Raw genomic sequence first — 21,982 nt, 5'->3', positions numbered from 1 at the left:
ACCGCCGCGGCCAGCTCGGCGAGGTCCTGGTAGACGCCGGCCGGCGCGCCGGCCGTCTGGAGGGCCTCGGCGAGCCCCTGCCCGGGCCCGGCGTCGCCGCCGTCGGCCGGGCCGGCCAGCACCGCCCACTGGCCGACCGCCACGCCCGGGGCGGCGGACGGCGGCAGCGGCGGCCACGCCACCTCGTACAGCCAGTCCCGCGCGGTGTCCGTGCGGTCCCGGGCCCGCCTGACCGCGTCCGGGTCGACGGGCCGGGTGACCAGGGACCGCGCGGTCAGGACGGGCGTGCCCGCCGGGTCGGTGAGGGTCACGGACATCGCGTCGTCCCCGCGGGACTCCAGGCGGACCCGCAGCTCCGACGCGCCCGCCGCGTGCAGCGACACGCCGCTCCAGGAGAACGGCAGCCGCACGCCGGAGTCCGTACGGCCCGCCGCCGCGGCGTGCAGCGCGGCGTCCAGCGCGGCCGGGTGCAGGCCGAACCGCTGGGCGTCCGCCCGCTGCCCCTCGGCGAGCCGCACCTCGGCGTACGTCTCCGTGCCGCGCCGCCACACCGCCGCAAGGCCGCGGAAGGCGGGCCCGTAGCCGTAGCCGGCCTCGGCCAGCCGCTCGTACGCGCCGTCCAGGACGACCGGCTCGGCGCCCTCCGGGGGCCACGGGCCGGCCGGCGCGGGCCGGTCCGGCTCGTCCGGCGCCGGGGCCAGCAGGCCGTCGGCGTGCGCGGTCCACGGCTCGTCGTCGCCGTGCCGGGTGTGCACGCCCACGCCGAGCCGCCCGTCCGGGCCGGGCGGCTCCGCCACCACGCGCAGCTGCACGCCGCCCCGCTCGGGCAGCACCAGCGGCGTGTGCAGGGTCAGCTCCTCCACCCGCGCGCAGCCCGCGGCCGCGCCGGCCCGCAGCGCCAGCTCCAGCAGGCCCGCGCCGGGCAGCAGGGCGGTGCCCGCGACGGCGTGGTCGGCCAGCCACGGCTGGTCGCGCAGGGACAGCCGCCCGGTGAGCACCAGGCCGCCGTCCGGCAGCGGCACCTGCGCGCCCAGCAGCGGGTGCCGCGCGTCGGCCGCGCCGGCCGCGGCCAGGTCGCCCGCGCCGGTCCCGGGCGCCAGCCAGTACCGGGCGCCCTGCCAGGCGTAGGTGGGCAGGTCCACCCGCCGGCCGCCCGGCGCGGCCGCCGCCCAGTCCAGGGCGGCGCCGTGCGCGTGGGCCTCGGCGGCACCGGCGACGAAGCGGTCCAGGCCGCCCTCGCCGCGCCGCAGCGAGCCGAGCGCCACCACCTCCCGGTCCACGGCGGCCGCGGTCTCCTCCAGGCTCAGGGCCAGCACCGGGTGCGGGCCGAGTTCGACGAAGACGCGGTGGCCGCGTTCCAGGAGCGCGCGGGCGGCCTGCTCGAAGCGCACGGTCTGGCGCACGTTGCGGTGCCAGTAGGAGGCGTCGAGCGCGTCGGTGGGCAGCGGGCCGCCGGTCACCGAGGAGCAGAAGGCGGTGCCGACGGCGCGCGGCTCGACGTCGGCGAACGCCTTGTCCAGGTCGGCGCGCAGCGCGTCGATGTGCGCGGAGTGGCCCGCGACGCTCGCGGCGATGCGGCGCACCTGGGCGCCCTTCCCGGCGAGGCGGTCCAGCAGGGCGTCCACCGCGTCCGGATCGCCGGAGACGACCGTGGACCCGGGCCCGTTGACGGCGGCCACCGACACCCGTCCGGCCCACGGGCCGAGCCGGGCGGCCACCTCCTCGTGCGGCAGCAGCACCGAGGCCATGGCGCCGGTGCCCGCCAGCCGGTGCAGCGCCTGGCTGCGCAGCGCCACCATGCGCGCCGCCTCCTCCAGGCCCAGGGCACCCACCGAGCANCATGCGCGCCGCCTCCTCCAGGCCCAGGGCACCCACCGAGCAGGCGGCGGCGATCTCGCCCTGGCTGTGCCCGACGACCGCGGCCGGGTGCACCCCGTAGGAGCGCCACAGCGCGTCGAGGGAGAGCGCCACGGCGAACAGCGCGGGCTGCACCACGTCCGTACGCTCCAGGTCGGGCGCGCCGGGCCCGCCGCGCACCGCCGCCGTCAGCGACCAGTCGGTGTACGGGGCGAACGCGCGTTCGCACGCGGCGAACCGCTGGGCGAACACCGGCGCGGTATCCAGCAGTTCCGCGGCCATGCCGGGCCACTGCCCGCCCTGGCCGGGGAAGACGAACACCACGCCGTCCCCGCCGCCCTCGGGCGCGTGGCCGCGCACGACGGCCGGGTGGGGGCGGCCCTCGCCGAGCGCGGCGAGACCGGCGGCGAGCGTGTCCCGGTCGCGGCCGACGACGGCGGCGCGGCGCGGGAGGGCGGCGCGCGTGGTGCCCAGCGCGTAGCCGGCGTCGACCGGGCGCGGGGCCTGTTCGCGCAGGTGGCGGGCGAGCCGCCGGGCCTGGGCGCGCAGCGCCTCGTCGGTGCGGGCGGACAGGACCAGCGGGACGACCGGGTCCGTACCGCCGGGCGCCGGCGCCTCGTCACCCGCGGGCTCGTCGTGCGGCGGGTCGTCGGACGGCGCCTCCAGCAGGACGTGCGCGTTGGTGCCGCTGATGCCGAAGGACGACACGCCGGCGCGGCGCGGGCGGCCGGTCTCGGGCCACGGGACCGGTTCGGTCAGCAGCGCCACGGCACCCGCCGACCAGTCCACGTGCGGGGTCGGCTCGGTCAGGTGCAGGGTCTTGGGCAGCAGGCCGTGCCGCATGGCCAGCACCATCTTGACCACGCCCGCGACGCCCGCAGCGGCCTGGCTGTGCCCGATGTTCGACTTCAGCGACCCCAGCCACAGCGGCCGGTCCGGGTCCCGGTCCCGGCCGTAGGCGGCCAGCACGGCCTGCGCCTCGATCGGGTCGCCGAGGCTGGTGCCGGTGCCGTGCGCCTCGACGGCGTCCACGTCGTACGGGGACAGGCCGGCGTCGGCCAGCGCGGCGCGGATCACGCGGCGCTGGGAAGGGCCGTTGGGGGCGGTGAGGCCGTTGCTGGCGCCGTCGGAGTTGACGGCCGAACCGCGCGCGACGGCCAGCACCCGGTGCCCGCTGCGCCGGGCGTCGCTCAGCCGCTCGACCACCAGCATGCCGACGCCCTCGGAGAAGCCGGTGCCGTCGGCGGACGCGTCGAACGGCTTGCAGCGGCCGTCCGCCGCCATGCCGCGCTGCTTGCTCAGGGCCACGAACGGCGTCGGGGTGGGCATCACCATCACGCCGCCCGCGAGCGCCAGCGAGCACTCGCCGCGCCGCAGGGCCTGGCAGGCCAGGTGCAGCGCGACCAGCGAGGACGAGCAGGCGGTGTCCACGGTCAGCGACGGGCCTTCGAGGCCGAAGGCGTACGACAGGCGGCCGGAGGCGACGCTTCCGGTGTTGCCGGTCATCAGGTAGCCCTCGACGCCCTCGGGCAGTTCCCCGGCCGCCGCGCCGTAGTCCTGGGTGGCGGCGCCGACGAACACGCCGGAGCGGCTGCCGCGCAGCGTTCCCGGGTCGATGCCCGCCTGTTCGAACGCCTCCCAGGCGACCTCCAGCAGCTGCCGCTGCTGCGGGTCCATGGCCAGCGCCTCGCGCGGGTTGATGCCGAAGAACGCGGCGTCGAACAGGTCGGCGCCGTCGAGGAACCCGCCCTCGCGGCCGTACGTGGTGCCCGGGTGGTCCGGGTCCGGGTGGTAGACGGCGTCGAGGTCCCAGCCCCGGTCGGCGGGGAAGGCGGTGATGCCGTCGCCGCCCTCGGCCAGCAGCCGCCACAGGTCCTCCGGCGACCGCACGCCGCCGGGGTAGCGGCAGCTCATGCCGACGATCGCGATGGGCTCGGCGTCGGCCCGCACCGCGCCCGGCGTGTCGCCGTCCGGCGCGCCCGACGCCTCGGCGGCGAGGTGGGCGGCCGCGGCGCGGGCGGTGGGGTGGTCGAAGACGAGGGTGGCCGGGACCGGCAGGCCGGTGGCCGCGGCGAGGCTGTCGCGCAGTTCGACGGCGGTGAGGGAGGTGAAGCCGAGTTCGGTGAAGGCGCGGTCCGGGTCGACGCTCCCGGCGTCCGCGTGCCCGAGTACCGCGGCGATGTGACGGCGCACCAGGTCCAGTGCGGCTCCGGTGCGTTCGCCCGGGTCGAGGGCGGCCAGCCGACGGGCGAAGGGGGAGGCTCCGGCGGCCGGGTCCGCGGCGGCGCCGGTCCCGTCGCCGGTCCGCGGCGTGCCGGACCCGGCGGTGCCCGTACCAGCCGTGCCCGTGCCGGCCGGGTCCGTGCCCGTACCGGCGTCGGGCGGGTCCGTACGGGCCTGGGACGGCCCGGCGGGGGCGGGGCGGCCGGCGTCCAGCCAGTAGCGCGCCCGGTCGAACGCGTACGTGGGCAGCGGCACCCGGCGCGGTGCCAGGTCCGCGAAGTACGCCTCCCAGTCGGGGCGCCGCCCGGCGGCGTGCAGCCGCGCCAGCGCCGACGCGACGTCGGCGACCGGCTCCCCGTCCGCGCGCAGTGTGGGCACGAACACCGGCCCGGCCTCGTCGCCCAGGCACGCCCGGCCCATGCCGGTCAGCACGCCGTCCGGGCCGACCTCCAGATACGCGGACACGCCGCGGGCGTGCAGGAAGGCCATGCCGTCGCCGAAGCGCACGGCCTGCCGCAGGTGCCGCACCCAGTACTCGGGCGTGGCGATGCCCGCCTCGTCGGCCAGGCCGCCGGTCAGGTCGGACACGACGGGGATCGCGGGACGGGCGTACGACACGCCGTCCGCGGCGGCACGGAACGCGTCGAGCACGCCGTCCAGGTGCGGCGAGTGGAACGCGTGGCTGACCCGCAGGCGCCGCACCTTGCGGCCCCGCTCCCGCCAGGCGTCGGCGATCCGGCCGACCTCGTCGGCGTCGCCGGAGACCACCACCGAGGACGGGCCGTTGACCGCCGCCAGCGACACGCGGTCGGCGAGCCCGGCGAGTGACGGGCCGATCTCCGCCTCGCTCGCCTCGATCGCCGCCATGGCCCCGCCGTCCGGGGCGGCGGCCATCAGCCGCCCGCGCGCGGCGACCAGCGCACACGCGTCGGGCAGCGTGAACACCCCGGCGACGTGCGCGGCGGCCAGTCCGCCGACCGAGTGGCCCAGGACGTAGTCCGGCCGCACGCCCCAGGACAGCCACAGCCGCGACAGGGCCACCTCCAGCGCGAACAGGGCGGGCTGCGCCAGGTCCGTACGGTCCAGGGCGGCCGCCTCCGGCGTGCCCGGGTCGGCGCTGAGCAGGCCGCGCAGCGACACGCCGAGCAGCGGGTCGAGGTGCGCGCAGGCCTCGGCCAGGGCGTCGGCGTAGGCGGGGAAGGCCGTGTCGAGCCCGGCGCCCATCCCGGCGCGCTGGCTGCCCTGCCCGGTGTAGAGGAACGCGAGCCCGCCGCGCCGGGCCCGGCCGGTCCACACGCCGGGCGCGGGCTCGCCGTCGGCCAGCGCGGCCAGCCCGGCCAGCAGCCGGTCGCGGTCGGCGGCCACCAGCGCGGCGCGGTGCTCCATGGCCGCACGCGTCGTGGCGAGCGAGTAGGCCACGTCGGCGGGGGCGGCGCCGGGGTGCTCCCGGAGGTGGTCGAGCAGGCGCCGGGCCTGGCCGCGCAGGGACGCCTCCGACCTGGCGGACAGCGGCAGCGGCAGCGGGCGGTCGGGGGCCGGGCGCGGGCGTACGGATCCGTCGTCGGCGGGTGCGCCGGTGTCGGCGGGTACGGGTGCGTCCTCCGGGGCCTGTTCGAGGATGACGTGCGCGTTGGTGCCGCTGACGCCGAAGGAGGACACGCCCGCGCGGCGCGGCCGCCCGGTGTCCGGCCACGCGACCTGGTCGGCCAGGACCCGTACGGCGCCCTCCGACCAGTCGACGGCCGGTGTCGGGGCGTCCACGTGCAGGGTCCTGGGCAGCACGCCGTGCCGCATGGCCAGCACCATCTTGATGACGCCCGCCACGCCCGCGGCGGCCTGCGTGTGGCCGATGTTGGACTTCACCGACCCGATCCACAGCGGCCGCGCCGGGTCCCGCTCCCTGCCGTAGGCGGCGATCAGCGCCCGCGCCTCGATGGGGTCGCCCAGGGTCGTACCGGTGCCGTGCGCCTCGACCGCGTCCACGTCGGCGGGCGACAGCCGCGCGCCGCTCAGCGCGTCCCGGATCACCCGGCGCTGCGCGGGGCCGCTCGGCGCGGTCAGGCCGTTGCTGGCGCCGTCCTGGTTGACGGCCGAGCCGCGCACGACGGCCAGCACCGGGTGGCCGTTGCGGCGGGCGTCGGACAGGCGCTCCAGCAGCAGCACGCCCACGCCCTCCCCCCAGCCGGTGCCGTCGGCCGCCGCCGCGAACGCCTTGCAGCGCCCGTCGGGCGCGAGCCCGCCCTGCCGGTCGAACTCCACGAAGGCGGTGGGCGTGGCCATCACCGTGGCGCCGCCCGCCAGCGCCATCGCGCACTCGCCCTGCCGCAGGGCCTGACAGGCCAGGTGCAGCGTCACCAGGGACGCCGAGCAGGCCGTGTCGACCGTCACCGACGGGCCTTCCAGCCCGAAGGTGTAGGACAGGCGGCCGGAGACGACGCTCGCGGCCGTGCCGGTGATGAAGAAGCCCTCGGCGCCGGGCGGCGCGGAGGGGAACAGCGCCGCGTAGTCCTGCCCGTTGGTGCCCATGAACACGCCGGTGCGGCTGCCGCGCAGCGCGGCCGGGTCGATTCCCGCGCGTTCGCACGCCTCCCACGACGTCTCCAGCAGCAACCGCTGCTGCGGGTCCATCGCCAGCGCCTCACGCGGCGAGATGCCGAAGAAGGCCGGGTCGAAGGCGCCCGCGTCGCGCAGGAAGCCGCCCCGGTAGGAGCGGGTGGCGGCGGGGCCGCCGACGTCCGGGCCGTCCGGCCCGGCCCCGCCGTCCGGGTCCCAGCCCCGGTCGGCGGGGAACGGCGACAGCGCGTCCTCCCCGGCCGCCAGCAGCCGCCACAGGTCCTCGGGCGACTCCACGCCGCCCGGGAAGCGGCAGCTCATCGCGACGACCGCGACCGGCTCCCGCGCGGCCTCGGCCAGCTCGCGGTTCTGCCGCCGCAGCCGCTCGGTCTCCTTCACGGAGGCCCGGAGTGCCGCGACGACGGCGTCGTGACCGCCCGTCATTGTTCGCTCCCCGTCGTGTCGGTGCCGTCCGCCGCGCCGTCGGCCGCGCCGTCGGCCGCGTTCTGGATGCCTTCGGCGTCCTGGAGTACGAAGCGCACGAGGTCGTCCACGGCCATCCGGTCGATCTCCTCGTCTTCGGACTCCGCGGTCCGCTGCTCCGCCTCGCCGACCGCCCCGGGGCCGCTGGCGCCTGGGCCGCTCGCGCCGGCCGCCTCGGGTGCGCCGCCCGGACGGTCGTCCGCGAGCCGCAGCAGCGCGTCGTACAGGCCCGACTCCTTCAGCCGGGCCAGCGGGATGCGGCTGATCAGACCGCGCACCTCCGCCTCGCCCGCCTCCCAGGGCCAGCGTGGACTCGCCGAGGCGCAGGGACTGGCAGGCCAGGTGCAGGGCCACCAGCGACGACGAGCAGGCCGTATCGACCGTGACGGCCGGGCCCTCAAGACCGAAGGTGTACGCGATGCGGCCGGAGGCGACGCTGGGGGTGGTACCGGTCAGGGCGTGTCCGGCGAGGTGGTCGGCGGACTCGTGCAGGCGAGGGCCGTAGTCCTGCGCTGTGGCGCCGACGAAGACGCCGGTGCGGCTGCCGCGCACCGACCCCGGATCCACCCCCGCCCGCTCGAACACCTCCCACGCCGCCTCCAACAGCAACCGCTGCTGCGGATCCATCCCCAACGCCTCACGCGGCGAAATACCAAAAAACTCCGCGTCGAACTCCCCCGCACACTCCAGAAAACCACCCCGCCGCACATACGACGTCCCCACCGCATCCGGACCCGCCCCGAACAACGACTCCAGATCCCACCCCCGGTCCACCGGAAAGTCCGAGATGGCGTCTCCGCCATCGGACACCAGCCGCCACAGCTCCTCCGGCGACCCCACCCCACCCGGGAAACGACAGCTCATCCCCACTATCGCGATCGGCTCGTCCACGGCCGCCGGGGTAGCGGCGGGATCGGCGGCCCGGGCCGGGCCCGTACGCAGGTAGTCCGCGAGCGCGGCGGGGGTCGGGTAGTCGAAGAGGACGGTGCTGGGCAGGGGGTGTTCGGTGGCGTCACGCAGGCGGTCGCGGAGTTCGACCGCCATGAAGGAGTCGAAGCCGAGGTCGCGGAAGCTGACGCCGCTGGGCACGGCGTCCGGTGTGGCGTGGCCGAGGACGGCGGCGGCCTCCTGGCGGACCAGGTGGAGCGGGCCGCGGGCCGGGCCTGCGGCCGGTGCGGGCGCCGGGGCCGGGACGGGTGCCGTGGGGGCCTCGGCCTGCCCCGCGGCGGCTGCCGTCCCAGGCAGGCCGGGCGTGCCGCCGAGGCCGGGTATGCCGTCGAGCCAGTAGCGCTGCCGTTGGAAGGCGTAGGTGGGCAGCGGGACGCGGCGGGGCTGTCCGCTGTCGCCCGCGAAGGGGTACGCGGCCCAGTCGACGTGGTGGCCGCACGTGTGGAGCCGCGCCACCGCCTGGGTCGCGGTGTCGGGTTCGGGCCGGTCGGCGCGCAGCAGCGGTACGAACGCGGCGCGCGGGTCCGCGCCGACGCACTCGCGGGCCATGGCCGAGAGTACGGCGTCGGGTCCGGCCTCCAGGAAGGCGCGTGCGCCCTGGCCGTAGGCGTAGCCGACGCCGTCGGCGAACCGGACGGGCTGTCGGGCCTGCCGCACCCAGTACTCGGGGGTGCGGATGGCGGCGGGGTCGGCGGGGCGGCCGGTGGTGTTGGAGACGACGGTGAGGCGGGGCTCGTGGAAGGTCAGTCCGGCCAGTACGTCGCGGAACCCGTCGAGCATGCCGTCCAGGTGCGGGGAGTGGAAGGCGTGGGAGGTGCGCAGCCGCCGGGTGCGGCGGCCCTGGGCGGCCCAGTGGGCGGCGACCTCGGCCACGGCGTCGGCGTCCCCGGAGAGCACCACCGCACGCAGGCCGTTGACGGCGGCCACGGCGACGCGGCCCTCCCGGCCGGCGAGCGTGGGCAGGACGTCGGCCTCGGAGACCTCCACGGCGGTCATGGCGCCGTCGGCGCGGCAGGCCTCCATGAGCCGGCCGCGCGCGGCGACCAGCACGGCGGCGTCGGCGAGGGACAGCACGCCGGCGGCGTGGGCGGCGGCGAGCTCGCCGACCGAGTGGCCGATCAGCAGGTCGGGTACGACGCCCCAGGAGGTGACGAGCCGGAACAGCGCGGTTTCCAGGGCGAACAGGGCGGGCTGCGCGTAGGCGGTGCGGTCCAGGAGGTCGGGCCGGTCGGCGAGGACGCGCCGCAGGGGGTGCTCCAGCCAGGGGTCGACGGCGGCGCACGCCTCGTCGAAGGCGTCGCGGAAGACGTCGGACGTCTCGCGCAGGGCGAGTCCCATGCCGAGCCGCTGGCTGCCCTGCCCGGTGAACAGCAGGGCGAGGCGGCCGGGGCCTTCGGCGTCGGCGGTGCCGGTGACCAGGCCGGGGGCGCCGTGCCCGGCGGCCAGTGCGGCGAGGGCGGGGGCGAGTCCGTCCGGCTGGGCGGCGACGGCGGCCCGGTGCGCGAGGTGGGTGCGGGCGGTGGCGAGGGTGTGGGCCACGTCGGCCCGGTGTAGTCCGGGGTGGGCGGCGAGGTGCCGGGCGAGGCGGTCCGCCTGGTCGCGCAGGGCTTGTTCGGTGGCCGCGGACAGCAGCCACGGCAGCGGGCCGTCCGGCGTCGCCCGCCGGTCGACGTCCCGTCCGGGCGCGGCACCGTCTCCTGAGAGGGTGTCTCTTGGGGCACCGTCTCCTGAGGCACCGTGCCGTTCCGGTCCTGCCGCGCCGTGCCGTGCCGGCTCGGTGTCGTCCCATCCGGCCACCACGAGGTGGCAGTTGGTGCCGCCCATGCCGAACGAGCTGACGCCGGCGACGGGCGGCCGGCCGGCGCCGTCCAGCGCGGTCAGCGTGGTGTTGACCCGCAGGTTCAGGGCGTCCAGGGGGATGCGCGGGGAGGGGGCGCGGAAGTTGAGGCTGGCGGGCAGGTGGCGGTGGCGCAGGGCGAGTACGGCCTTGAGCAGTCCCGCGATGCCGGCCGCGCCTTCCAGGTGGCCGATGTTCGTCTTGACCGAGCCGACGGGCAGGGGGGTGTCCGCGGGCCGCCCGCTGCCGAGTACGGCGCCGAGGGCGGCGGCCTCGACCGGGTCGCCGAGCCGGGTGCCGGTGCCGTGGAGTTCGACGAAGGCGAGGTCGGCGGGGGTGGTTCCGGCGCGGCGGTGGGCGAGCCGGACGCACTCCTCCTGCGCCTGCTGGCGGGGGGCGGTCAGGCCGTCGCCGCCGCCGTCGTTGTTGACGGCGCTGCCGCGGATGACGGCGTGGACGGTGTCGCCGTCGGCGAGGGCGGCGGCGAGGGGTTTGAGGACGACGAAGCCGCCGCCCTCGCCGCGTACGTATCCGTTGGCGCGCTCGTCGAAGGTGTGGCAGCGGCCGTCGGGGGACAGCGCACCGAAGGCGGCGACGCCCAGGGCGCTCTCCTCGGCGAGGTTGAGCTGGACTCCTCCGGCGAGGGCGACGGCGGCCTCGCCGTCGCGCAGGCTCCGGCAGGCCTGGTGCACGGCGACGAGGGAGGAGGACTGCCCGGTGTCGACGGTCATGCTGGGGCCGCGTAGGCCGAGGGTGTGCGACAGCCGGTTGGCGATCATGCCGCGGCTGAGGCCGGTGAGGGTATGGTGGGTGGCGGCCCGGGCGCCGTGCCGGTGCAGGAGGGCGGCGTAGTCGTCGGCGGTGGCGCCGGCGAAGACGCCCACGGGCGTGCCGTCGAGGGCGCCGGGGGCGATACCGGCGTCTTCCAGGGCCTCCCAGCCGAGTTCGAGCGCGAGCCGCTGCTGGGGGTCGAGCAGGGCGGCCTCGCGGGGGGAGATGCCGAAGAAGGCGGCGTCGAAGTCGGCGACGGCGTCGAGGTAGCCGCCCCTGCCGAGGCCCGGCCGGTCGGCGGGTGCGTCGGTGACCGCGTCGCGGCCCTCGCACAGCAGGTCCCAGAAGGCGCGCGGGCTGTCGGCGCCCGGCAGCCGGCAGGCCAGGCCGACGACGGCGATTGGATCCAATATCCGATCTCCAGGATCCGATATCCGATCCTGGCTCCGGGCGTGCGGAGACGACCCGTTCATGCCCGACGTGAAGGTCACGTACTCCCCCGTGCTTTCCCCCGGTCGACACGGCCCCGTTCCCCCGGGGCGCGTGCGCGTCATCCCAGGGGGGTCGACCTCCGCCCCCGGGGCAACTGTGATCCTCGTCACGCCTCTCACCCGCATCTCTGACACCTACACCTCACATGCCGGTCATCTCCGGTGTGAGACAGCCCCGGCGCCACCCGGCGCGCCCCGCGCCACCCGGCATCCCGGCCGGCACCACCCGGCGGGACCCGTGCAGCCGCCACAGGCCCTCGACCGGCCGACAGCCCGGCGCGCTGCCCGCGTCCCCTAACCGGCAGCCGGACCGAGGCCCGCGCGCAGAGGCGCGCGAAAAGCCTGGAATACCCCGGTTCGACAGGCCCGCACTGGCGGGCCGGGGCGTACGGCCGGGAATTCGGATATCGGCGGACCCCGGGCCCGGAGCCCCCATAGAATCGCCGGGTGGCTTCCCCCGACGACGCGCCCGACCCCGCCCTCGCCCTCACCACCGACCCCGGTCCGTCGGCCGACCCGATAGCCGATGGCGGGAGCGCCGACGGTCCCGGGCCCCAGGCCCCGGACGCGGGCGAGGCCCTGCGGGTGCTGCGCCGCGTCTTCGGCTACGACAGCTTCCGGGGCGACCAGCAAGAGATCATCGAGCACCTCGTCAGCGGCGGTGACGCGCTCGTCCTCATGCCCACCGGCGGCGGCAAGTCGCTGTGCTACCAGATTCCCGCGCTGGTGCGGGAGGGCGTGGGCGTCGTCGTGTCGCCGCTCATCGCGCTGATGCAGGACCAGGTCGACGCGCTGCGCGCGCTGGGCGTGCGGGCGGGGTTCCTCAACTCCACCCAGGATCTGGACGAGCGGCGGCTGGTGGAGGCCGAGTTCCTGGCGGGCGAGCTGGACCTGCTCTACCTCGCGCCCGAGCGGCTGCGCTCGGAGGCCACGCTGCGCCTGCTCGAGCGCGGCACGGTGGCCCTGTTCGCCATCGACGAGGCGCACTGCGTGGCCCAGTGGGGCCACGACTTCCGGCCCGACTACCTGGCCCTGTCCGAGTTGCACGAGCGCTGGCCCGCCGTGCCGCGGATCGCGCTGACCGCGACCGCCACCGAGGCCACCCACGCCGAGATCGCCTCCCGGCTGAAGCTCCAGGACGCGCGGCACTTCGTGGCCAGCTTCGACCGGCCCAACATCCAGTACCGCCTGGTGGCGAAGGACGATCCGAAGCGGCAGCTGCTGCGCCTGCTGACCGCCGAGCACGCCGGGGACGCGGGCATCGTCTACTGCCTGTCGCGGTCCTCGGTGGAGAAGACCGCGCAGTTCCTGGTGCAGAACGGGATCGAGGCGCTGCCGTACCACGCCGGGCTCGACGCCGCCACGCGCGCCGCCCACCAGTCCCGCTTCCTGCGCGAGGACGGACTGGTGATGGTCGCCACGATCGCGTTCGGCATGGGCATCGACAAGCCCGACGTGCGGTTCGTCGCCCACCTCGACCTGCCCAAGTCCGTGGAGGGCTACTACCAGGAGACCGGCCGCGCCGGGCGGGACGGCCTGCCGTCCACCGCCTGGCTGGCGTACGGCCTGCAGGACGTGGTCCAGCAGCGCAAGATGATCGACACCTCGGAGGGCGACGACGCCCACCGCCGCCGCCTGACCGCCCATCTGGACGCGATGCTGGCCCTGTGCGAGACGGTCGAGTGCCGCCGGGCGCGGCTGCTGGCCTACTTCGGCCAGCAGGGCCCGTCGGAATGCGGCAACTGCGACACCTGCCTGACGCCTCCTCAGGCGTGGGACGGCACCGTGGCCGCGCAGAAGCTGCTGTCGGCCGTGGTGCGCCTGAAGCGGGAGCGGAATCAGAAGTTCGGGGCCGGGCAGATCATCGACATCCTGCTGGGCCGCAAGACGGCGAAGGTGATCCAGTTCGACCACGACGCGCTGAGCGTGTTCGGCATCGGCGGCGAGCTGCGCGAGGGCGAGTGGCGCGGGGTGGTCCGCCAGCTGCTGGCCCAGCGGCTGCTGGCCGTGGAGGGCGACTACGGCACGCTGGTGCTCACCGACGCGAGCGCCGAGGTGCTCAAGGGAGAGCACAAGGTCATGCTCCGCCGCGAGCCCGAGCGGGCGGCCCGCACGGACAAGGCAGACAAGGCGGACAGGGCCGAGAAGGCGGCGCGCCGGGCGGCCGTTCCGGTGGAGCTGCCCGAGGAGGCGGTGCCGGTGTTCGAGCTGCTGCGCGCCTGGCGGGCGGCCACCGCGCGCGAGCAGGGGGTGCCCGCGTACGTGATCTTCCACGACGCGACGCTGCGGCAGATCGCGACCGAGCGGCCCGCGACGCTGGCGGAGCTGGGCACGGTGAGCGGGGTCGGCGAGAACAAGCTCGCCAAGTACGGGCAGCAGATCCTGGACGCGCTGTCGGCCTGAGCCGGACCGGACCTGCGCGCGGCGCCCGCGCCCGTCCGCACGGGCCGACCGTTTATGCGGCTCGACCGACCGTGCGGGCGACCGTCCGTACGGCTCGACCGACCGTACGGGCCGACCGGCTCCGCGCGGGCGCGCCACGGCACGTCCGAGCGGACGCCAGGCCCGCGCCGCGGCCGTTTCGCGCCTCGCGCCGCGCGCGCCCCGGCCGGCCCGCGCCCGTACGAAACGCCGCGCGTGCGCTACCGGCCGGCCGCCACCGGCTGGGCGGCCGCGGGGGGCGCCGGGTCGGCGACGCCGCCCTGGGGCCGCAGGTGGCGTACCCGCAGGACGAGTTCCAGCTCGAAACGGGTGTCGGGGTCCTGGAGGCAGTCGCCGAACAGCTCTTCGAGCTGTCGCAGCCGGTAGCGGACGGTCTGCGGGTGGATGCCCAGGCGCACGGCGACCTCGTTGGCGTTGCGGCCGCACTGCAACCAGCACAGCAGGGTCTCGGCGAGCCGGTCCCGGTGCGGCGCGCGGATCTGGCCGAAGGGGCCGAGGTGCTGGTCGGCCAGGGCCTCGACCAGTTCCTCGTCCCGGAACAGCAGCATGGTCCGCAGGTGCTCCGAGCAGCGCACCACGCAGTGGTCGGGCAGGATGCCGCGGCGGGTCAGGTTCAGCGCGTCGGTGGCCCAGCGCAGTGAGCGCGCGCCGTCCCTGACCGGCACGGTGGGGCCGACGGCCGCGCGGTGGCCGTGCAGGGCGCGGTCGATGACGCGGGCCCGGCCGGGGCCGTCCGGGTCGGGCACCACGATGCAGCCGGGCCGCTGGTCGTACGAGGTCAGGAACTCCGGTGGCACGATCGGCCGGGCCGTCTCCGCCTCCGGCAGCTGGTCCAGGGCGATGACGGCCAGCGAGGTGGGCACCGTCCAGTGGGCGGCGTGGGCCAGGTCCTGGATGGCGTCGACAGGGGCCGGGGGGTCGGCGGTGAGCATGTCCAGCAGGCGGGCGCGCCGCCGCTGGAGTTCGCCGGCGGCGCGCAGCCGGGCCTCGGTGTAGCCGGCGGAGGTGGCCGCGGCGATCTCGTCGAGGTGGACCAGGCCCGCCTCGCCGAGCAGGACCACGGCGGAGCGCGGCAGGATATCCGAGTCGGCCAGCGAGTTGATCTTCCGCCAGGTGATGCGCGCGCCGACCCGCAGGGCCATCTGGAAGACGTCGAGGCTGCGCCCTTCGTTGGCCTCGCCGCGGCCGATGGCCTGGTAGGTCTCGATGACCGACTCGGAGCTGCCGTCCGGGTGGTCCATGCGGTCCAGCAGCAGGGTCAGGGCCTGGGCGACACCCTTGTAGAGGGTCCGCATATATGTGGGGTCGCTCGGGCGGGCGTACTCCGCGACGTGTGCCTGAATCTCGCGGACCACGTCCTCGGCGATGTCGTCCAGGAACGGCCTGATGTGTTCGGAGAGCCCGCGCGGTATCTGGGCGAACGTCTCACGGGCCAGCAGAGCGGTGTCACTCACCGTGGCGGACGCTCCTTTCCGCGTCAGGGAGATCTTGCCGGTGTCGTGACCGTACCTCCGGCTCGCGGCTTACGCACGTGTACGGAACGCAAATTGACGCGCCGTTTCTTGTCACTGAAATGACAAGAAACGGCGCGTCGGGGGTTTCGCCGGGCCCGGTACTCCGCCGGGCCGCGCGCGAAGTTGGGGGTGGTGCCGGCGACGCTATCGAGCGGCGGGGGTGCGGCGATACGCGCCGCGCGCGCAAGGACCCGCCCGCGGTTGTCGCGGCGGACACAAGGGCCCGCGGGCCGTTCCGTGCCAGGCTGTCCGGTAGCGGAAAGGGCGGCGGCGGTCGGCTCGCGCCTCTTTTCGTCAGTGCGGCACAATGACGCCCGGCCGGATTGTCACTTTCCGCGCACCGTGGCTCGCCATGCGAGATTTTCCGCGATACCGGGAACCCGACCGGAAGCAGAAAAGGGTTTCCCGGTTACTCTTGTCACGCGAGTGACAGATGCGGCTGGCGCAACTGTAAGCCCTTCATCTAACCGGCAGGTTGTCCGGGACGGACCCTGTTCTCCCCAGGGTTTTTACGGTCACCATCCGGCCAGAAGGAGGGCCGAGCATGTCGCCATGCGCCGGAGAGGGCATTCCCCGAGTGCCGGTCGGGAAACGCCGGACCGGCGGCGTATAGCGATCGTCACCGTCCTCCTGTTATCCGCCCCCATTGGAGCCGCCATGCCCCCCACGCCCCCCGCCGGTCCGTCGGCCGGTGACCCGTCCCTGCCCGCGCGACTGCGGGAACTGGCCGCACAGCGCGGCCATCAGCGCGCCTTCAGCTTCGTGGAGTTCCCCGACCCCGCGTCGCCCGGAGTGCACCGGACGGTCACCTGGAAGCGGCTGTACGAGCGGGCTCTCGCGATCGGCGAGCGGCTGGCGCAGACCGCGCGGCCCGGTGACCGCGCCGCGCTGCTGCTGCCGCAGGGGCTGGACTACGTGGCCGCCTTCCTCGGCTGTCTGTACGCGCGGGTCGTCGCCGTGCCGCTGTTCAGCCCCGACCTGCCCGGGCACGCGGGCCGCCTGGCGGCCGTGCTGGACAGCTGCGAGCCGGCGTGCGTGCTGTCGGACACGGCCACGGCCCCGCTCGTGGAGCGGTTCCACGCCGAGCACGGCACGGCGCCGGTGCCCCTGCTGTGCGTCGACCGGCTGCCCGCCGCGCCCTCCGCGGGCGCCGAGCTGCCGCCCGACCCCGACCTCCACGAGGTCGCGTACCTCCAGTACACCTCGGGCTCCACCCGGGTGCCGGCCGGCGTGATGATCACCCATGGGAACGTGGTGGCCAACGCCCGCCAGGCCGTGGACGCCTACTGGGAGCCGGGCACGTGCGTGAGCTGGCTGCCGCTGTTCCACGACATGGGGCTCGTGCTCAGCGTGGCCGCGCCGGTGGTGGGGGGCCTGCCGTCCGTCCTGATGGACCCGATCTCCTTCCTTGAGCAGCCGGTCCGGTGGCTGCGGCTGCTCGGCGCGTACCCCGCGACGGTCGGCGCGGCGCCGAACTTCGCGTACGACTACTGCGCCTCGCGGATCGACCCGCAGGAGGCCGCTGTCCTGCGGCTGGACCGGGTGCACGCGCTCATCAACGGCGCCGAGCCGATCCGCCCGGGCACGCTGGAGCGCTTCCAGGAGGCGTTCGCCGACGCCGGGCTGCGGCCCGAGGCGATGTGCCCCTCCTACGGGCTCGCCGAGGCGACCGTGTTCGTCACCACCGACCCGCAGGACGTGCCGGTCAGGACGGTGGTCTGCGACCGCGCCGCGCTGGGCGAGGGCCGTATCGTGGCCGCGGACGCCGGGGACGGGTCCGCCACGGCCCTGGTGGCCTGCGGCGCCCCGGTCGGGCAGGAGCTGCGCGTCGTCTCCCCCGAGGACGGCACGCCGCTGCCCGAGGGCGTGGTCGGCGAGATCCTGCTGCGCGGCCCCAACATCGGCCTGGGCTACTGGAAGCGGCCCGAGGCGTCGACCGAGACGTTCGGCGCGCGCGTGCCCGGCGAGGGCGACGAGCCGTGGCTGCGCACCGGCGACCTCGGCGCGATGCACGAGGGGCGGCTGCTGGTGACCGGGCGGCTGAAGGACCTGGTGATCGCGGACGGCCGCAACCACTACCCGCAGGACATCGAGGAGACCATCCAGTCGGGAGTGGACAGCGTGCGCCGCGACCGGCTGGCCGTGTTCTCCGTGCCCGGCGGCGCGGGCGGCGAGGAGGAGCAGGTGATCGCCGTCGCCGAGTACCGTCGGGACGTGACGCCCACCGACGCGCTGCGCGTCGAGGCCGACTCGGTGGCCCGCGCGCGCGTGTCGGCCGAGCACGGGCTGCGCCTGTCCCGGGTGCTGCTGGTGCCGCCCGGGTCGGTGCCGCGCACCTCCAGCGGCAAGGTGTCCCGCAGCGCGTGCCGGGCCCGGTACCTGGACGGCGGTTTCGGCGGGGAGTCCGGCGGGGAAGCGGAGGGTCGATGAAGGGCACGGCTGATCTGACCGACCTCGTGCGCCGCACGCTGGTCGACCGGCTCCAGGAGTGGTACGGGCTGGACCGGGGCGAGATCACCGACGACAGGCCGTTCGCCGAGCTGGGCCTGACCTCCCGTCACGCCGTGTCGCTGGCCGCGGAGCTGAGCACCCTGGTCGAGGTGCCGCTGCCGGCCACCCTGCTGTGGGAGGCGCCCACCATCGAGCGGCTGGCGCAGCTCGTCAACGGGCTCAACGGGACGGACACGGCGAGAAACCCTCTGGACACGGTGGACGCCAAGGCCGCGGCCGGGGACGCCGACCGGCCGTCCGGCAGCGCCCTCACGCCCGTCGCCGTCATCGGCGTCGGTTGCCGGCTGCCGGGCGGCGTCACCTCCGCGGCGGGTTTCTGGGAGCTGCTGACCGGCGGTCAGGACGCGGTCGGCACCCTGCCGGAGGGCCGCTGGGACGGGTTCGCGGACCCCGGCAGCGAGGAGCTGCGGGAGGTGAGCCGGCACGGCGCGTACCTGGCGGACGTCGCCGGGTTCGACGCGGAGTTCTTCGGCATCGCCCCGCACGAGGCGGTGGCCATGGACCCGCAGCAGCGGCTTCTGCTGGAGGTCACCCGGGAGAGCCTGGACCACGCCGCGGTGCCCGCGGGCGCGCTGGCCGGGACCCGCACGGGCGTGTTCGTGGGGATCAGCGGCAACGAGTACGCCCAGCTGACCACCGCGGCCCTGGGCCGGGTGGACGCGTGGACGCCGCCCGGCGCGGCGCTGAGCATCGCCGCGAACCGGCTGTCGTACGCCCTGGACCTGCGCGGGCCGAGCCTGGCGGTCGACACGGCCTGCTCCTCGTCGCTGGTGGCCGTGCACCAGGCGGTGCGCTCCCTGGCGTCCGGCGAGTGCGACACGGCGCTGGCCGGCGGGGTGAACGTCCTGCTGTCGCCCGCGCTGACGCTGGCCTTCCAGCGGGCGGGCGCCACCGCGGCCGACGGCCGCTGCAAGACCTTCGACGCGGCGGCCGACGGCATGGTCCGCGGCGAGGGCTGCGCCGTGGTGGTCCTCAAGCGGCTGGTGGACGCCGAGCGGGACGGCGACCGGGTGCTGGCGGTCATCCGCTCCACGGCCGTCAACTCCGACGGCCGCTCCAACGGGCTGCTGGCGCCCAACGCCGAGGCGCAGCGGGCCCTGCTGGAGCAGGCGCACCTGGAGCAGGGCCCGGTGGCGCCCGCCGACGTGGACTACGTCGAGGCGCACGGCACCGGCACGGCCCTGGGCGACCCCATCGAGGCGGGCGCGCTCGGCGCGGTGCTCGGGCGGGGCCGCGACCCCGAACAGCCGCTGCTGGTGGGGTCGGTGAAGACCAACCTGGGCCACCTGGAGGCCGCGGCGGGCGTCACGGGCCTGGTCAAGACGGTGCTGGCGCTGCACCACGGGGAGATTCCGGCGCAGCTGCACTTCACCGAGCCGAGCCCGCACATCGACTTCGACGGCCTGGCGCTGCGGGTCGTCGCCGATCCCGAGCCGTGGCCGCGCTACTCGGGCACGGCCACCGCGGGGGTGTCCGCGTTCGGCTTCGGCGGCACCAACGCGCACGTGGTGCTCCAGGAGCACCGGCCGCTGCCCCGGCGGGGCCGCCCGGAGGGCGGGGCGCGCGGCGCGGCGGGCCGACAGCCGGCCCGTACGCCGGTGGTGGCCCTGCTGGACGCGCCGGCCGAGGACCGGCTGCGCGAGGACGCCGGCGACCTGGCCCGGTGGCTGGCCTCGCCGCGGGCGCGGGCGGCGCGCGCCGAGGACGTGGCCCGTACCCTGGCGGGCCGTACCGGCAAGGGCCGGCACCGGGCCGCGGTCGTCGCGAGCGGCACCGCGGAGCTGGCCGACGCGTGGGCGCACCTGGCCGAGGGCCGCCCGCACCCGAACGTGATCACCGGTGACGGGCGCGGCACGCGCGGCGGCCCGGGGCCGGTGTGGGTGTTCTCCGGGTACGGCTCCCAGTGGCCGGGCATGGCGCGCGGCCTGCTGGAGACGGAGCCGGTGTTCGCCGAGGCCCTGGACGCGCTGGAGCCGCTGGTGCTCGCCCACGCGGGCCTGTCGCTCCGCGCCCACCTGCGGCCCGACGCGGAGCTGGCGGTGCCGTCGGTGGTGCAGCCGGTGCTGTTCGGCGTGCAGGTGGCGCTGGCCGAGCTGTGGCGCGCGTACGGCTTCCGGCCGGGCGCGGTCATCGGGCACTCGATGGGCGAGGTGGCCGCGGCCGTGGTGGCCGGGGCGATCGACGCGGAGACCGGCGCGCGGATCATCGCCGTACGCTCCCGGCTGCTGGACGGCCTGTCCGGCGGCGCGATGGCGGTGGTCGAACGGCCGGCGGAGTGGATCCGCGCGCTGTCGGCGCGGCTGCCGAGCCTTCAGGTGGCGGTGCACGCCTCGCCCGTGCAGAGCGTGGTCACCGGGTCGGCCGCGGACATCGACGCGCTCATCGCCCAGGTCTCCGAGGAGGGCGGTCTTGCCCGCTCGCTGCACGTGGTCGCCGCCGGCCACTCGCCGGCGATCGACCCGCTGCTCGGCCCGGTGACCAAGGAGCTGGGCAGCGTCCCGTACGCGGCGCCCGGCTGCCGGTTCTACACCACGGTGCTGGACTCGCCGTACGACGCCCGGCACTTCGACGTCGGCTACTGGGCGGCCAACCTGCGCCGTCCGGTCCGCTTCACGCAGGCCGTGGCCGCCGCCGCGCAGGACGGCCACCGGGTGTTCGTGGAGGTCTCCCCGCACCCCACGCAGCTGCACCCGCTCACCGAGACGCTGCGCGCGGCGGGCGTGGACGACGCGCTGGTGCTGCCGACCCTGCGGCGCGGCGCGGACGACGCGGTGGCCTTCCGGTCGTCGCTGGCCTCGCTGCTGGTGCACGGCGCCGCCGCGCCGCCCCGGGACCTGCACCCGGACGGCCGGGTGGTCGACCTGCCGGGGCCGCGCTGGCGGCACACGCGGTACTGGGCGGCGGACGGCGCGGCCGCGCCCCGGTACGCCGCGCCGGCGGCGCCGCGCGCGGCCGAGGCGCCGGACCCGGCCGGCGGGGCGCGCGAGTCCGGTCCGCTGACCACGGTGGACCGGCTGCGGGCGGTCGTGGCCGAGGTCATGGGCTACCGGCCCGACCGCATCGACCCCGACACCCCGCTGACCGAGCTGGGTCTGGACTCCCTGATGGCCGCCCGCATCCTGGCCGCCGTCCAGGCCGAGTTCGGCACGGCGATCGAGCCGCGGGTGCTGCTGCGGCACGGCACGGTCTCCGCGGTGGTGGCCCTGCTGGACGGCCGCGAGGCCGGGCCGGGCGAGCGGGCCGCGTCGGCGGGCGGCGTGCTGCCCCGGGACGCGGCGGAGCGGCTGGTCGCGCACGCCTGGGAGGCCGTCACCGGCGCGCCGCCGTCCGGGGTGGAGGACGACCTGGGCCTGGCCGGACGGGATCCGGAGTTCCTGGAGCGGTTCGCGGCGGTGCTCGGCGAGCGGGCCGGGCAGCAGGTCGCGGTGGCCGACCTGACCGGAGGGCCGGGCACGGTCGCCGGGATCGCCGCCGTGGTGCGGCCGGGCCTGGAGGAGCCGGTCAGCGGCCCGCTGCGCACTCTCCGGGCGGAGGGCTCCCGCCCGCCGCTGTTCCTGATCCACCCGGCGGGCGGCTCGGCGGCCGTCTACCGGGGCCTGGCCGACCGGCTCGGCGCCGACCAGCCCGTTGTCGGCCTGGAGCGGCTGCCGGAGCTGACCGAGGTGTCCGAGCGGGCGGCGGCGTACGCGCGCCTGGTCCGCGAGGCCAGCCCGGCCGGGCCGTGGGCCGTGGGCGGCTGGTCCTACGGCGGGGTGGTGGCGCAGGAGACCGCGCGCCTGCTGGCCGGGCACGGCACGGTCACGTCCCTGGTGCTGGTCGACAGCGTGCTGCCGCTGCCCGCGCCCGAGCTGTCGCCGCTGGAGGAGGTCAGGCGGCGGTTCGCGGCGTTCGCCGAGTACGTGGAGCGCACCTACGGCAGCCCGCTGCCCATCCCGTACGAGCAGCTGGCCGCGCTGGCCGACGCCGAGCAGATCGAGCTGGTCATCAAGGCCCTGGAGCACGCGGTGGACCTGCCTCCGGCGGTGCTGGAGCACCAGCGCACCTCCTACCTGGACCTGCGCAGCGGCGAGCGGCACACCCCGCGCCCGTACGGCGGCCGGACGCTGCTGTACCGGGCCACCGAGGCGGCCCCGCACACCGTGCGGGACACGCGCTACGAGCGGGACGACGCGGCGCTGGGCTGGGACGCCTACTGCCCGGACCTGACCGTCGCGCCGCTGCCCGGCCACCACCTGTCGCTGCTCGACCCGCCCGTGGTCGACCTCCTCGCCGAACTGCTCGTCCGCGACCTCGCGGCGGGCTGACCGGCGGCCCGCGTCCGTACCCGCTCACCTGGACAACGAGGACACCCC

At 76.5% G+C, this 21,982-nt stretch carries 5 protein-coding genes and 1 pseudogene; 3 read left to right on the top strand and 3 right to left on the bottom strand.

Going from position 1 to position 21,982, the window contains the following annotated elements; translation table 11 throughout:
• Positions 1-1,799 (bottom strand): acyltransferase domain-containing protein (locus RKE29_RS05210; protein ID WP_312003837.1); only part of this gene is annotated, 1,799 nt, incomplete at its 3' end.
• Positions 1,800-1,944: 145 nt separating this feature from the next.
• Positions 1,945-11,145: pseudogene (locus RKE29_RS05205) on the bottom strand (beta-ketoacyl synthase N-terminal-like domain-containing protein); the annotation flags it as partial.
• 597 nt (positions 11,146-11,742) lie between these two features.
• Here RKE29_RS05205 and recQ point away from each other — a divergent pair.
• Positions 11,743-13,566, top strand: a complete 1,824-nt coding sequence (recQ, locus tag RKE29_RS05200) for a DNA helicase RecQ (RefSeq protein ID WP_312003836.1) — start codon at positions 11,743-11,745, stop codon at positions 13,564-13,566.
• Between the two features lie 239 nt (positions 13,567-13,805).
• Here recQ and RKE29_RS05195 read toward each other — a convergent pair whose 3' ends face one another.
• A complete protein-coding gene (locus RKE29_RS05195; protein ID WP_312003835.1) occupies positions 13,806-15,059 on the bottom strand; it encodes a helix-turn-helix domain-containing protein in 1,254 nt (417 codons plus the stop codon).
• 717 nt (positions 15,060-15,776) lie between these two features.
• Here RKE29_RS05195 and RKE29_RS05190 point away from each other — a divergent pair.
• Positions 15,777-17,549, top strand: coding sequence for a fatty acyl-AMP ligase (locus RKE29_RS05190; RefSeq protein WP_312003834.1), 1,773 nt, complete (start codon positions 15,777-15,779; stop codon positions 17,547-17,549).
• Positions 17,546-21,934: a beta-ketoacyl synthase N-terminal-like domain-containing protein gene (locus RKE29_RS05185; RefSeq protein ID WP_312003833.1), complete on the top strand. Its 4,389-nt coding sequence runs from the start codon at positions 17,546-17,548 to the stop codon at positions 21,932-21,934. Before RKE29_RS05190 ends, RKE29_RS05185 begins: the two co-directional genes overlap by 4 nt.
• Positions 21,935-21,982 lie beyond the last annotated feature (48 nt).

Origin of the sequence: Streptomyces sp. B1866, from assembly GCF_031932565.1 — a bacterium.
In the GTDB taxonomy this organism is placed as follows: Bacteria; Actinomycetota; Actinomycetes; order Streptomycetales; family Streptomycetaceae; genus Streptomyces.
Note: the sequence above shows the minus strand (reverse complement) of the source record. Positions and strands in the feature narration are given on the sequence as shown.

Coding starts and splice junctions, on each gene's coding strand:
- RKE29_RS05185 (WP_312003833.1), top strand. CDS start 17,546: ATGAAGGGCACGGCTGATCTGACCGACCTCGTGCGCCGCACGCTGGTC.
- RKE29_RS05190 (WP_312003834.1), top strand. CDS start 15,777: ATGCCCCCCACGCCCCCCGCCGGTCCGTCGGCCGGTGACCCGTCCCTG.